General features: G+C 52.9%; 8 protein-coding genes. 4 read left to right on the forward strand and 4 right to left on the reverse strand.

The genetic code is table 11. The features are described from left to right. Positions 1 to 259 precede the first annotated feature (259 nt). From L0M99_RS01450 to L0M99_RS01460, 3 genes are all read right to left on the reverse strand, one after another. Positions 260 to 1747: an amino acid permease gene (locus L0M99_RS01450; RefSeq protein ID WP_024059424.1), complete on the reverse strand. Its 1488-nt coding sequence runs from the start codon at positions 1745 to 1747 to the stop codon at positions 260 to 262. A 367-nt stretch (positions 1748 to 2114) separates the two neighbouring features. Continuing rightward, positions 2115 to 2594 carry a low molecular weight protein-tyrosine-phosphatase gene (locus L0M99_RS01455; protein ID WP_278606081.1) on the reverse strand — a complete coding sequence of 160 codons (480 nt, stop codon included), beginning with the start codon at positions 2592 to 2594 and terminating at the stop codon, positions 2115 to 2117. A gap of 56 nt (positions 2595 to 2650) precedes the next feature. Next, positions 2651 to 4090 (reverse strand): GuaB1 family IMP dehydrogenase-related protein, encoded by a 1440-nt coding sequence (locus tag L0M99_RS01460; RefSeq protein ID WP_024059422.1) that lies wholly within the window; start codon positions 4088 to 4090, stop codon positions 2651 to 2653. Positions 4091 to 4264: 174 nt separating this feature from the next. Here L0M99_RS01460 and L0M99_RS01465 point away from each other — a divergent pair, with 174 nt between their 5' ends. The 3 genes from L0M99_RS01465 (at position 4265) to L0M99_RS01475 (ending at position 6839) form a co-directional block, all read left to right on the forward strand. Further along, positions 4265 to 4795 (forward strand): phosphoribosyltransferase, encoded by a 531-nt coding sequence (locus L0M99_RS01465; RefSeq protein WP_024059421.1) that lies wholly within the window; start codon positions 4265 to 4267, stop codon positions 4793 to 4795. A gap of 64 nt (positions 4796 to 4859) precedes the next feature. Further along, the gene (locus L0M99_RS01470; RefSeq protein ID WP_238127492.1) at positions 4860 to 5360 is read left to right on the forward strand and encodes a SprT-like domain-containing protein; all 501 of its coding nucleotides are present in this window, start codon (positions 4860 to 4862) and stop codon (positions 5358 to 5360) included. Positions 5361 to 5447: 87 nt separating this feature from the next. Continuing rightward, positions 5448 to 6839: a serine/threonine-protein kinase gene (locus L0M99_RS01475; RefSeq protein ID WP_024059419.1), complete on the forward strand. Its 1392-nt coding sequence runs from the start codon at positions 5448 to 5450 to the stop codon at positions 6837 to 6839. A gap of 10 nt (positions 6840 to 6849) precedes the next feature. Here L0M99_RS01475 and hrpA read toward each other — a convergent pair whose 3' ends face one another. After that, positions 6850 to 11643 (reverse strand): ATP-dependent RNA helicase HrpA, encoded by a 4794-nt coding sequence (hrpA, locus tag L0M99_RS01480; RefSeq protein WP_238127493.1) that lies wholly within the window; start codon positions 11641 to 11643, stop codon positions 6850 to 6852. 690 nt (positions 11644 to 12333) lie between these two features. Here hrpA and L0M99_RS01485 point away from each other — a divergent pair. Continuing rightward, the gene (locus L0M99_RS01485) at positions 12334 to 13677 is read left to right on the forward strand and encodes an MFS transporter (RefSeq protein ID WP_238127494.1); all 1344 of its coding nucleotides are present in this window, start codon (positions 12334 to 12336) and stop codon (positions 13675 to 13677) included. Positions 13678 to 13679: the final 2 nt, after the last annotated feature.

The raw sequence follows: 13679 nt of genomic DNA on the forward strand, positions 1-13679 counted from the left end.
CCTCCCGCCGTGTGCGCGGGGGAGAAGTTTTTCCTCCTGCCCAAAAATTTGGAAAACGTAGCGACGTTTTCCAAATCTTGCGCCCACCTAGCCTGCTCGGATAAAACTTCTCCCCCACGCATAAGGGTCGGGCGGTAAAAGATGCGAGAGGGGGCTTGATCTGAGCGCAGCGAGGATCACCGGGGTCCCCCGAGCGCTTTTACCACCCGACCTGAAGTAAGGTGTTAGATGAATTTCAGATGACTAAGGCGGGGGCAGGTTAGTTGGCTTGGTATTGCTGGGCGGCGGCTAGTTCTCGGCGGCGACGGTCAGCGAACTCGGCGCGAACTTTGGCATTATGCGGAGTGCGGCGTACCAGGAACGACACTGCAGCAATAACCCCAATCCACAGGAGGCTCGCCAACATGGCATACAGGGTTGCTGGATCGAGGGCGAGGACGAACACCATCGCCACGATAAACACACTGATTACCGCGATAGAAAAATATCCACCGGGCATGGCAAATATTGATGCTTCATGTTTTTGGGGCAGACGGCGACGAAACTCTACGTAGGCGGCCACTATCATCACCCATACGAACATAAATAGCACCGAAGCCACCGACGTTACCAGGGTAAATGCTTCCATTACCGTGCCGCCTACTGCCATCAGGGCAATGGAGGTAAGCAAGAACAGACAAGTGACTATCAGTGCATTTAAAGGTACGGAGCGACGGGAAAGCTTTCGGAAAAGCTTCGGGGCGTCACTGCGCAGCGCCATGGCGTACATCATCCGGGAGGTGGAATAAACTCCCGAGTTACACGAAGAGGCGGCCGAAGTCATTACCACCAGGTTCACTAGCGACGCCGCAAATACTAGCCCTACTAGGGAGAATAGTCCTACGAAGGGAGAGGATTCCGGGTCGAGAGAATCCCAAGGAGTAACCGACATGATCGCTGCTAACGCCAAAACATAGAACAACAACACCCGCAACGGAATCGAGTTAATCGCTTTGGGGAGAGATTTTTCTGGGTCTTTGGTTTCGGCGGCGGTAGTGCCGACCAGTTCGATTCCTACGAAACTAAAGATTGCTAGCTGGAATCCGCCCAAGAATCCGGATAAGCCATTCGGGAAGAATCCGGAACCAGTAACTCCCGGGTGTGACCAAAGATTAGTGATGGTGGCGCGCTGGCCATCGGGAGCAGTAAACCCGATAATCACCATTACGGTTCCGCAGCAGATCAGGGCAATAATCGCGATAATTTTTATCATCGAAAACCAGAACTCGGTTTCTCCGAAGGCTTTCACCGTTAGGGCGTTAAGGAAAAACAACAGCGCCACGGTAGCAATCGCGGGAATCCATCGCGGCAGGTCTGGCCACCAAAAATTGAAATAACCGGCAATCGCGATCACTTCGGCGGTTCCGGTAACTATCCAACACAGCCAATACGTCCATCCCACAACGAAACCGGCACCTGGCCCTAAAAGGTCGGTGATGAAATCGGCGAAAGTGCCATAGCGGTGATTGGAAACTAACAATTCCCCCATGCATCGCATCACCAGGAATAGCACGGCTCCGATAATGGCGTAAACCAACAGCACTGAAGGACCCGCCAAGTGAATCGTGCGTCCGGATCCCATAAACAGACCGGTGCCGATGGCTCCACCGATCGCGATTAACTGGATATGCCGATTCGAGAGGTTGCGTTGCAATCCCCCCGAATGACTATTAATAATGTCCTCAACCTCGACTGGTTTATTCGGCATTGGTGTTCCCTTATCGATCGCTTTTCGTTTCCTCGATTTTAAGCGCTAAAACCCAAAACTAAGCAAACTGATGCCCATGTGCGCGTGATTGGCTTTCCTCTGGTATCGGGTCGGGCCGTAAAAGCGCTCGGGGGACCCCGGTGATCCTCGCTTCGCTCGGCTCAAGCCCCCTCTCACATCTTTTACGGCTCGACCCTAGTGCGCGGGGGTTAGGTTTTATCCGAGTGGGTGCGGTGGGCATAAGAATTCGGAAAACGTCGTTACGTTTTCCGAATTCTTGGGCGGGAGGAAAAACCTAGCCCCCGCGCCTGCCACCTCTAGCTACGTAAAAGAAAATATCGAGGTTGAGGACATTCAGAGAGAAGGGTCAGGAGATCTCGGAGAGGACTTCTAGGAGAACCGGAGTTACCCTCTCGATTACTTCGAGGGTATCGGCAAACTCGCGTTCCCCGCCATACCAGGGATCGGGTACCTCCATATCGGCGGGGTTAGCCTCAGGATCAAATTCGCGGTAGAGGCGAATTTTGTTCTCATCTGCCCCCCAGCGCTGCGCCAGGCGGGTGAGGGCGCGTTTGTGTCCGCTAGTCATAGCTAGCAAGAGATCAAAATCGTTAAAATCACTGCGACTAATCTGACGGGCATGATGGTCTGGCGTCAGCCAGCCATGATCTTCCAAGATATGTACGGCACGGTAATCTGGGGGATTGCCGTGTTCTTCGTCAGAGACTCCCACTGAATCAAAAACTAGGTTATCGAGAGCTTCTTCTTCGGCCTTTTGAGCGGCAACTGCCTGCGCCATTACTGAGCGACAGATGTTACCGGTACATACGAACAGTACCCGGGTCAAGGTGATTCCTTTCGCTAGTTATCCGGTTCGGTGTCTGCTTGCCTTATTTAACAGGTTTACCAGGAGCTTTCGACGGGAGCGCCCTCTTTATATCCGGCGGCGCTTTGAATTCCCACGATTGCTTTTTCCCGGAATTCTGCCTGGTTAGTGGCGCCCGCATAGGTGAAGGAGGAACGCACTCCCGCCAAGATCTGGTCGATCAAGTTTTCCACCCCGGGACGGGCGGGATCCAGGTACATCCGCGAGGTAGAAATCCCCTCTTCGAATAGTTCTTTACGGGCACGTTCAAAGCCGCGGGAGGTGGCATTACGGTTACGAACTGCCCGGCGGGAAGCCATCCCAAAGTTTTCCTTATAGGGGCGCCCATTCCCATCGCGCACAATGTCGCCAGGTGATTCGTGAGTACCGGCGAACCAGGAACCCACCATCACGTTAGAAGCTCCGGCGGCCAAGGCTAAGGCCACGTCCCGTGGGTGACGCACGCCGCCGTCAGCCCAAACATGTTTTCCTAGTTCGTGAGCGCGGCGGGAACATTCGAGTACCGCCGAGAATTGGGGGCGGCCTACACCGGTCGCCATCCGAGTGGTACACATTGCGCCGGGACCAATGCCGACTTTCAAAATATCGGCGCCGGCAGCAGCCAATTCGGTTACGGCGTCTGCGGTGACCACGTTTCCCGCCACAATTGGCACCTCAACTGAGGTGGCTCGCACTGCCTTTAAAGCCTGGATGGTTTTATCTTGATAACCGTGGGCAGTGTCGACCACTAGGACATCTACCCCTGCTTCTACCAGTTGGCAGGCACGTCCCGTCACGTCACCGTTAATGCCGATTGCTGCGGCTACCCGCAGCTTGCCGTCTTTATCAGTGTTCGGGGTGTAGATGGAAGAACGCACCGCCCCTGGCGCGGTCATTACCCCGACTAGGCGTCCGTCAGTGTCTACTACTGCGCCGAGACCTAGGTGTTCTTCCGCTAATTGGCGGTAAGCGTCCTCGGGGCCGATCCCCTCCGGTAATAGCAAAGTGTGGGTATCCATTACCGTATGGAGCTGCGCAAAATGATCCACTCCGGTCAGTGCCGATTCGGGAACTACCCCTATCGGGTGGTTTTCTTGATCTACCACCAATACTGCGCGGTGGGAGCGCTTTGAAATCAAGGACAGAGCTGCCGCTACGGTGTCGTGCGGGCCGAGCACTACCGGGGTGTCATAGACCGTGTGACAGGCTTTAACCTCAGCAACGGTTTTCGCGATGATGTCACCGGGAACATCTTGAGGCAGAGTTACTAGACCGCCGCGGCGAGAAACTGTTTCCGCCATCCGTTTTCCGGCGACCGCTGTCATATTCGCGACGATAATCGGCACGGTGGTGCCAGTGCCATCATCGGAAGATAAATCCACGTCGAAGCGGGAAGCTATCCCCGAACGTGAAGGAACCATAAAAACATCGTCATAGGTCAGCTCATAAGGTGCCGACATTCCATTTAAAAAGTGCACGGCTACTCAGCTTAGTGCAAAGAAAGCAAAAGGGGGAGACCTTAATCAACCTAGAGAGTATTTCGAGGCATACCAGGGAGCGTTTTCCCTGATAAATAACTTGGGGAAGGTAAATCAGGAAAAATATTCGCTCGCAGTTTAAAAAAGTTTGCTAAAGGTAGCTAGGCTAGTTTTATGGCAGATATACACGATCGGGAAGTCCTTACCTGGCAAGGATTCGGAGATGCTACCCGAAAAATTGCGCAAAATATTGTAGATTCCGGGTGGATGCCCGAGTTAGTAGTGGCGGTGGCTCGGGGCGGATTGTTACCGGCGGGTGCGTTGTCTTACGCGCTAGGGCTCAAAGCAATCGGCACCATGAATGTAGAGTTTTATACCGATATCGAGGAAACTCTGCCCGAGCCGGTGCTAATTCCGCCGTTAATGGATGTTTCCGCCCTGTCCGGTAAGCGAGTATTGGTAGTCGATGATGTTGCCGACTCGGGGAAAACTCTAGAATTGGTGATGCGCTTGATTCGCGAACGCGGGATTCCTTCTGGGCAAGAAGGCGAGCGGGTAGCGGTTTCAGAAGCCAAATGTGCTTGTATCTATGTGAAGTCGCGGTCGATTATTACTCCCGACTATGTACTAAAGCATACCGATAAATGGATTAATTTCCCCTGGTCGACTCTGCCTCCGGTTACAGCGGAAGGGTTGGGACATTAGGGGCAATCGCTAGTTACCATCCTCGTTTTCCAGCGGGGTGAGGCTACTTTTGAAAGTAGACAGTTTGGAAGAGGTATTAGCATTAGCGCGCCGCACCTTGGATGCCTGCGGCCTACAGGACTGGGAAGTTGATCTAGATCATGCACGCCGCCGGGCTGGCGCCTGCCATTTTGGAGATAAACGGATTAGTTTTTCTCGCTATCTGCTCCCGCTCTACGATTCGGCTGCCGCGCGCGAAGTTGTTTTACACGAGGTCGCTCACGCGCAAGTAGGACCTAAGGTGGGGCATGGTAAGCGCTGGCAGCAGGCGGTTAAAGCCCTAGGAGGCAACGCTGAACGGACGGTATCCCCAGATGCGCCCTCCCTCCCGGCTCCCTGGATCGGGGTATGTAAAGCCGGACACCGTATTGAACGTTTCCGCACTCCCACCCGGGTTTTAGCCTGCTCTAAGTGTTCTCGTTACTTTAAAGCAGAAAACATTTTCACTTGGACCTACCGGGGAGCCCCTCCCCGTCACCACCGGGCATACCTGCGCGAACTCCGCAAGATTTGCGCCAATCAGTAAAATCAACATCGAGGTGACAGAAGGATTTTTCGTTCTGACCCCTTAAACTGGATGTTGAAAAGTTATCGACTAAGTTACAGGGAATGTATGGATAGTTATCAGACGGCACAACCCTCTGCCGGATCCCCCTTCCCTGTTGCCGGAAATTCAAAGAAGTCGGCGGTACAATCTTCCAACGTACAGACCGCGACGATCGCTGGTTATCGCCTGTTAAAGGCCTTGGGCTCGGGCACTATGGGTGAAGTGTGGAAGGTCGCTGATCCTTGGGGGAACTTATACGCCGCTAAGATTTTGCGTTCCAAATTGGCAATCAAGCCCGGGATTGTTCAACGCTTTCGAATGGAAAAAGATTTGGTCACCGGGGTGCGGCATCAAAATATTGTAGAGGTTTATGACCTGATCCAGACCCCGGAATATATGGCGATCATTATGGAATATACCGATGGCGGGGATTTGGGGGAGCTGCTGAAAAAGCAGGGTACGCTGCTGCCTTTAGATGCCGTCTACTATTGCATGGGTATTGCCGCTGGTCTGTCTCCGATTCATCATGCCGGAATTGTCCATCGTGACCTAAAGCCTTCGAATATTTTGTTGCAACTACAAGGGGGCTACCTGGTGCCCAAAATTGCGGATTTTGGGTTAGCCCGGTGGATTGATCCCCGTTACGAAATCCAGACTACGAAGCGTTCTGGAACCCCCTACTATATGGCTCCCGAAATGATTGAAGGCAAAGGGGTGAGCTCCAAAACCGATATTTATTCCCTGGGAGTGATTCTTTACGAGTTGCTCTGCGGAATCACCCCTTTTAGAGGTTCGGTGGCGGAAGTGTTAAACCATCAGTTCTACGATATGCCGGGAATGCTACCGGGAATTCCCAGCTCTTTGTGGAATGTGATTACCCAAATGCTGGCGAAAGAAACTTCGGTACGACCCAGTGCTGCCCAGACCCACGCCCTCTTGAAGTCGGTAGTTGACCAGGTTCGTTCCCTTGAAGCCCTGGAGGTGTTGAAGGAGCCCCCGCCTCCGCAACCTTTAGCCGATGTGGTGCGGGTTTCCCCGCCGGATGCTCAAACTTCCTTGGCCTCGGTCAAACCGATCATTCCCGCCCACGATGAGGCCGAAACCCAGTCGGGGCAGACGGCTCACGGGCGGGTGGAACCGGCGGCTCCCGTCTGGCAACCGGTGACTTTACCTCCGGCGATTATGGTAAACACCGAGGATGCTATCGGGGCAGGAGCGGGATCTCCCGGGGACTTTTCGCCGCCGAGGGAGCAGGAGGATTCTGTAAATGAGCAAACCCTGGGAGCCTGGATGAACAGTTCAGATTTTTCTGAGAATGTAGCAATAGTTTCTCCCCGACAGGGTGCGCTAACTCCCCGCCGGAGTGCAGCCAAAGAAATCGCCGGCGGAGTCGCGATCGGCTTAGCTGTTGGTGCTCTAATCACCCTGGTAGCAGCGGTAGTTTTGCTACTGTTTTAAGGGATCCAGCTTAGTCTTGCGCCTCTTTTAGAAGTTTGCTTAGGCGCGGTAGTGAAACGCGTTCGCGAGTACCCAGGGGCTGGGCAAACAGCGAGACCCGTAACTCTTCTATTAGCCAGCGGCCGTGGATGAGGGCGGCTACGGCAGTAGGATCTGCGGCTAGGTTTTCCTGGTTTTCTAGCTTTCCGCTTGCACCCTCCCAAATAGCTAGAGCCTGTTCTTCCTGTTGGCTTCCCTTGCTGCGCCCCTGACTTGCTTTTTGTAGACGAGTAGCTATCGCCTGTAAATAGCGTCCTAAATCCTCAGCTCCCTCACACAAGTCCCACAGGAACCCCGGGTAGATCAGCTGTGATAGTTGGGAGCGCACCTGGGTAACTTCCCCTAAGGCTGCGAGGGGGAAATGCGAGGATAGTGCGGCTGATACCTCCCGGTAGCTGGCACCAACCTCCCCAAGTTCGCGGGCGAGGACGTACACTTCGTCCTCGAAACGGTCACGGAAATCTGCAGCGAACTGCCGCAGGGTGGAAGAGTCCCGAACTGTCCAGGTGTCGGCCTGGGCTTTTTTGAGGCAGCGCCAGGTGGCAACCAGTTGCAGATCGGAAAGTAATGCTACTTTTTCGTAGGGCAGTGCCGCCAGGTTTAGCGCTAAACGAGCTGGCCAGCGCGTAAAGATGCGGCTAGGTGGTAAGTAAAGCTGGGAGCAAAGCAGGCAGGTAACCCCAAAGTGTTGGGCACGCTGAGCCTGCTGCAAGCTGTCGAAGCGCGCCACTCGCACCGGGAATATTGGGGAAGCGGGATCCTGCCGGCTATTGTTGTCGCCGCTTGATCGGGCAGAAGAGGGGTTTTCGTAGCGGTTTTTTTGCGAGCCAGTAAGCAGTGATAATCCGAAGGGACGCGGAAGACGCTGCGGCAGTAACCCCGGGAAGGATCTTCCAGACATCTCACCGGCAGAAATAGTTATTTCAGCAGGTAAAACTGCGTGTTGGTTGCGTATTTGCGGCCAAGCAGAAGAAAAATCTGTTTCCGGGAAACGCTGCTTGGAGGCCTTAGTAGCTTCCTGATTGCTACGCCTCGTTTGGGAAGGGACAGGGTTTTTCTGCCTGCTTTCGGCTTTGCTTACCTGCGAGAGCGCTTCCCGGATGACCTGTTTGCGGGCCGCGCGCCCTTTTTTACCGTAGCGCTTCTGCAGTTTTTCGAGGTCACGAGAATAAATCTGCTCTTTCCCTACGCGCAGCGCAAAACGAATGCGCAAATGGGCAGGTAAACTCGCGACCGCTTGGGAAAATTCTTGTTCGGTTACCTCCACGGCGCGCAGCTGGTCAAGAGCCGCAATGAAAAGTGAAGCCAGCGGACGGGAGGGGGCAGTGTGATTGTTATTGCTTGCGGCTTCGCCTTGGTCGCGGTGGCTATGATTTTCACCAGTGCTCGCAGCGTTAGCAGCAGCGGGGTTGTGGTCTTTTGAGGAGTGGCTATTTTTCTCGTGTCTTGCGTTAGGGTCAGGTGTTGCTGAGCTACCCTTGTCCTCACTGCCCATATTTCCCGTATCTTTAGGATTGGGGTCGCTGGGGGGAGTAGATTTATCGCCGTTATCAATCCCCGCCCAAGCAGCTAGGCGTCCCAGGGAAGCTTGTAGCGCTTCCTCTTGTTTAATCTGCACCGGGGTAGGTTCGTGGCTTTCGGCGGCGCCGGTAGCAGCCGTGGGATTAGCTAGTTCCCGCTCAATCCATCTGCTTACTTCTGCCCCCACCTGCGGGGCAGGTACTAGTTGGCGGCGTACCGCTTTCGGTAACGCTCGAATCAGCGCGGTGAATAGCTCTGGCCACAGCCCCGGAACCGTCCATTGGAATTCTTGCGGATTAAGGTAGGGCAGCTGCTCCAGTGTGACTTGGCAGGTAATGCCATCTTCTTCCTTGCCGGGAGCAAACTGATATTGCAGGGGCAAACTAAACTCTGCCCCTATCCAGCGGTCAGGGAAACCCGAAGTGGAAAGCTGGGTGAGTTTGCCCGCCAGATTGGTTTGGTTTCCAATCGATTTATCTGCGGCTTCACCGCTGGAGTAGTTGCGGGGAGCGCTAGTCTTGGCAGCAGACGGCAACAATACGTCCTCGGGATAATCCAAAATATGGGGGTCATCTTGACGTTTGAACCAGGCCGCAAAAGTTCCCGGATTGGTTACTTCTTTGCCCAAGCGGGCAGCGAAAAATGCCGCCAAAGCGTCCTCGCCGGCAACAATCCCGGCCTGGCGGGTACGTTGCTCAACTTCTAGGGCACGCTGCAGCAGCTTTTCATTGCGTTTTAAGAAGGGATAGTTTAAGGAGGCATCCCCTCTGACTAGTGCATTAGTGATAAAGAGGGCGCGTGCCCACTGCTTCGCGGTCTGCGGGGACTGCTCACCGGGCAGATTAACATTAGCTGCTACCGGTGATAGCGCAGGCATGGCTTTATTCCCGAGTCGAGACAGAGGTATCGGCACATCAGCAGCAATCGTGAGGCCATACAGGGTAATGCGCTCCGGTACCATTGCGGTACCTTTCCGGCTCGACCAATACGGTTCCCCATAGGAGCGTTTTACCAGGTGCTTTCCCGCATGAATAATCCAACCAGGATTAACCCGGGCAACGTTGCGGGCAAAAAGCCGCGAGGTTTCCACCAGTTCGGCAGCCATTACCCAATCGAATGTGCGGTTAGAGAGCCCAGAACCAGGCCAAATCGTGAAGCGAGCACCACGCGGAGCCAAATACTGTTTGGCGCGCTGATCCCAGTTACCAATCCCAGATAGCATTCCTACCAGCAAGGAACGGTGAATCGCATCCGTGTCGGAATGCTTGGAAGTCAGGCTTTGGCAAGCCGCAATCAGTTCGGTGGATTCCGGGTCTGGCCGGTAGCTTGAGCGGGAGGGCTTCGCTAGGGGACGCGCGTTAATTCCTAGTTCTTTTAATAGTTGCCGCAGTTGGTGGGTAAGGTCTTGCCATTCCCGGGTACGCAAATAATGCAAGAATTCGCGCTGGCACATTTTCCTAAAAGCACTCCCGGACAGGTCACGGGATTGAGTGCGCAGGTAGCGCCAAAGATTTAAGTAAGTCAGGAAGTCAGAACTGGAATCCAAGAAACGCGAATGAGCTTGATCGGCAGCTTCTTGGTGTTCTAGAGGGCGCAGGCGTACATCTTGCATCGACAGCGCCGAAACAATAACTAATGCCTCCGATACGCAGCCGCGCCGGTCCGCCTCCAGCAGCATTCGGGCTAACCGCGGATCAATCGGCAACTTGGCGAGGCGTTTGCCCAATTTGGTAAGGCGATACCCCTCGGAGTTTTCGCTCCGCTGCGAGAGCGCCCCCAATTCGTAAAGCAACTGCTCTCCGTCCCGGACTTGCCGAGGATCCGGGGCATCAATAAAGGGAAAATCGGCCACTTTCCCCAGGTTTAGCGAGGCCATCGCCAAAATCACTGAAGCTAGGGAAGTACGCAATATCTCGGGTTCAGTAAAACGCGGGCGTGCCAGGAAGTTCTCTTCCGAATACAGCCGGATACAAATCCCCTCGCTAATCCGCCCGCAACGCCCCGCCCGCTGGCGGGCGCTGGCTTGGGAAACTTCTTCAATCGGTAGGCGCTGTACTTTAGTGCGCTGCGAATAGCGAGAAATCCGCGCCAGACCAGGGTCAATCACATATTTAATACCCGGCACGGTTAGTGAAGTTTCCGCCACATTGGTGGCGAGCACAATTCGCGGATAAGGATGCGGGGCGAAGATGCGTTGCTGTTCGGCCGGAGACAATCGGGCAAACAGCGGCAGTATTTCCACAGCTCCCGGAGTGTTTGTACGTTCCCCGGCGCGCACGTACCGGGAACCCAAATGCGCGGCGAGGGCGGCCTCGGTGTCCCGAATATCCCGCTCACCGGGCAAAAACACCAAAATATCGCCGGGGTCGCCAGCAAAAAGTTCATCAACCGCCTGGCAGATTCCCTCAGTTTGGTCTTTCACTTCACCGCGGGCGGTTCCCGATTTCTGCTGTTCAAAAAGATTCTTGCGGTTCTGCCCAGGGGTTTCCTCTTCTCCTACTTCGTCCTCACCCTGAGTATCCGATCCCTCCAGGGGGCGGTAACGTATCTCAACCGGGTAGGTGCGACCAGATACCTCAATAATCGGCACTGGGTAACCGGGACGGGAAAAATGCTCGGCAAAACGCTGAGAATCAATAGTTGCCGAGGTAATAATGACTTTCAAATCCGGGCGGCGCGGCAACAGGCGCGCCAAATACCCCAAAATAAAATCAATGTTCAAGGAGCGTTCGTGGGCTTCATCCACAATGATGGTGTCATAGCGTTTCAGCAGGGGATCGGTGCGGATTTCCGCTAATAAAATCCCATCTGTCATTAACTTGACCATGGTTTTGCTAGAGACTACATCGGTAAAACGCACCTGGAACCCGATAGTTTGACCTAGCTCTTCCCTAAGCTCACTGGCAATGCGGGTAGCTACTGAGCGAGCCGCAATTCGCCGCGGCTGAGTGTGTCCGATTAATGCGCCGCGTCCTCTGCCTAGCTCTAGGCAAATTTTTGGCAGCTGGGTAGTTTTCCCGGATCCAGTTTCCCCGGAAACCACTACCACCTGGTTGTTAGCGATAGCTTCCGCGATTTCTTGCCGCCGGGCACTTACTGGAAGCTCCTCGGGATAGGAGATAGTAGCAGGCGCATTATTTAAGGTTTTCGCGTGGCGGCGGGCAGGATGCTTAGCTTCCTTATCGGGTTTTTTGGCTCGCGCAGGGCGCTTATCCTGCTTGCCAGCTGCGTGCTGCTCGCTCATCGCCCTCCCTTACCGCTGTGAAGCCAGTCTAACAATCCACAAGGCGAGGGTAATTTTCTGCTTCTGATTATTTTGCGAATCACTCGCTATTTCATCGCGGGAAGAGTTTGATTCCAAGGAGTTGGAGGGGAGCGAAGCCTGGTAATAATCAGCAGATATTTAAAGACTGCATGCGTCCATAAAACATGTTCTATCTCACAGTTAAATAATTTTTAAAAATTAGCATTAACTTATTGTGCAATATAAGTTAAATTGTTCCAGTTGGTAGAATTTTAAATTAATGTAAAGGTACTTTAGTCCCGCATTGGGACTCAGTAGTTTTGCCTTTATGAAAATATGAAAAGATTCTAAAATAAAATATCATAAAAATCCTTGCGGGACGCTAGGTGCTCTTGTAAACTTAGTTCGTGGCGTGGCTACAAAGGCCGGCTTGTAAAGTACGTAAAGGTGCGTACGAGCCTCACCGCCTCCGGGGCGGGGATTTGCGACTAAATAAAAGAGTTTTGGACTATTGGCGTCTGAAACTTTTTACTTTTCAATATGTAATTGAAAATCTAAAAATTGGTCTTTTAAATGGTAATTTCTATTATTTAATAGATCAAAATATTTTCTTCAGTGTCGAAGAAAAAAGGGTTTTATTCCGACCCTATCAATACCAATTTCCTCAGGGATAACTTGAAAGGATTCCGTATGAAAATGTTTAGAAGCGGCGAAGTTGTTGCCTTGGACCTTTCCCGGGGTAGACGCGTAATGCTGTTGGTATTAGTATCAATGGCCAGTTCAATGATTTATCTACCTCCATATATGAAAATAGTGTTTTATGACCCGTTGATGAAGGCGTTGAACTGCACGAATGCCGATCTTGGGGTGTTGATGTCCGCATATGCGACAACCGCTTTGATTTGTTATCTGCCTTCAGGGATAGTGGCTGACAAATTTAGAATGCGAACTCTGAATGCGGCCGGTTTGATCTCTACAGCCGCCCTAACCTTCGTGTTTGCTCTACTTCCGTCTGTTGGTACCTTGATGCTGGTCTTTGTCGCAATGGGGGTTACTACCATCTTGGTTTGGTGGGGAGTGCGCTTCAAACTGGTACGACTGATTTCTGAGGAGGAATCTTACGGGCGCAATATTGGTATTTCCTACGGTATATATGGAGCCGTGGGCCTCGTTTGTGGCTTTTTACAAATGGGAATTATCGGTCTGTTCGGGAAGCAATTTGACCTCGCGATTTCCACCACTCTGGCGGTAATCGGAGGATTGCTGCTACTAATGGGGATTCTTTCGATATTCTTGGTGCCCAAGTTTGCGGGAGAGATCGGCTCTGCAGATTCGTCTGGTTTTAATTTCTCGATGGTACTAACCGCCTTGAAAATGCCGGTAGTTTGGTTGTGTGCCGGAACGATGTTTTTCGTTTACTTCTATTACACCGGGGTTGCTTACACTACGCCTTATTTGCAAAACGTACTTGGTGCATCTCTGGGGGTAGTGTCTTTCGTATCGATAGTTCGCACCTATGCGGTAACCCTAATATCAGGACCAATTTTTGGGGTAATCACTAAACGGAATGGTTCTCCCTCGAAGGTCATTATTGGCGGTTCAATAATCGTGGTTTGTGGGATGCTCTCCTTGATGCTTCTACCCCACGAAGCTAGTTTCGCGGTAGTCGGAGCTATCGTAACTATCCTGCTGGGCTTTGTGGCTAACGGGGCTTATGGCATTGCTTCATCCCAGTTGTCGGAAGGTAAGGTGCCCATCTCAGTGTTCGGCACGGCTACGGGATTACTCTCGGTTATCGGTTTCGCCCCTGATACGTTCTCTTCTACGTGGTTTGGGGTGCTTATCGATAAACACGGTAACGGAGCATATCCGCAAATTTTCTTGATCCTCGCAGTTTCAGCTCTACTGGCGGTGCTATTTGCTGGTGCCCTGCTACTTTATGTGCGTAAGAATAAGGTCAAGCTGGAACAAGTAGAAGAAAAACTCGGAGAATCCGCCTTAGAGGACGATGCCCATTCAAAGAAGAACAACTAAGG

The sequence above is a fragment of the Varibaculum cambriense genome (assembly GCF_022133705.1).
Lineage (GTDB): Bacteria > Actinomycetota > Actinomycetes > Actinomycetales > Actinomycetaceae > Varibaculum > Varibaculum cambriense_A.

Bases quoted from the DNA above. Each gene is read 5' to 3' on its own strand.
- L0M99_RS01450 (WP_024059424.1), bottom strand. From the start codon at position 1,747: ATGCCGAATAAACCAGTCGAGGTTGAGGACATTATTAATAGTCATTCG.
- L0M99_RS01465 (WP_024059421.1), top strand. From the start codon at position 4,265: ATGGCAGATATACACGATCGGGAAGTCCTTACCTGGCAAGGATTCGGA.
- L0M99_RS01475 (WP_024059419.1), top strand. From the start codon at position 5,448: ATGGATAGTTATCAGACGGCACAACCCTCTGCCGGATCCCCCTTCCCT.
- hrpA (WP_238127493.1), bottom strand. From the start codon at position 11,643: ATGAGCGAGCAGCACGCAGCTGGCAAGCAGGATAAGCGCCCTGCGCGA.
- L0M99_RS01485 (WP_238127494.1), top strand. From the start codon at position 12,334: ATGAAAATGTTTAGAAGCGGCGAAGTTGTTGCCTTGGACCTTTCCCGG.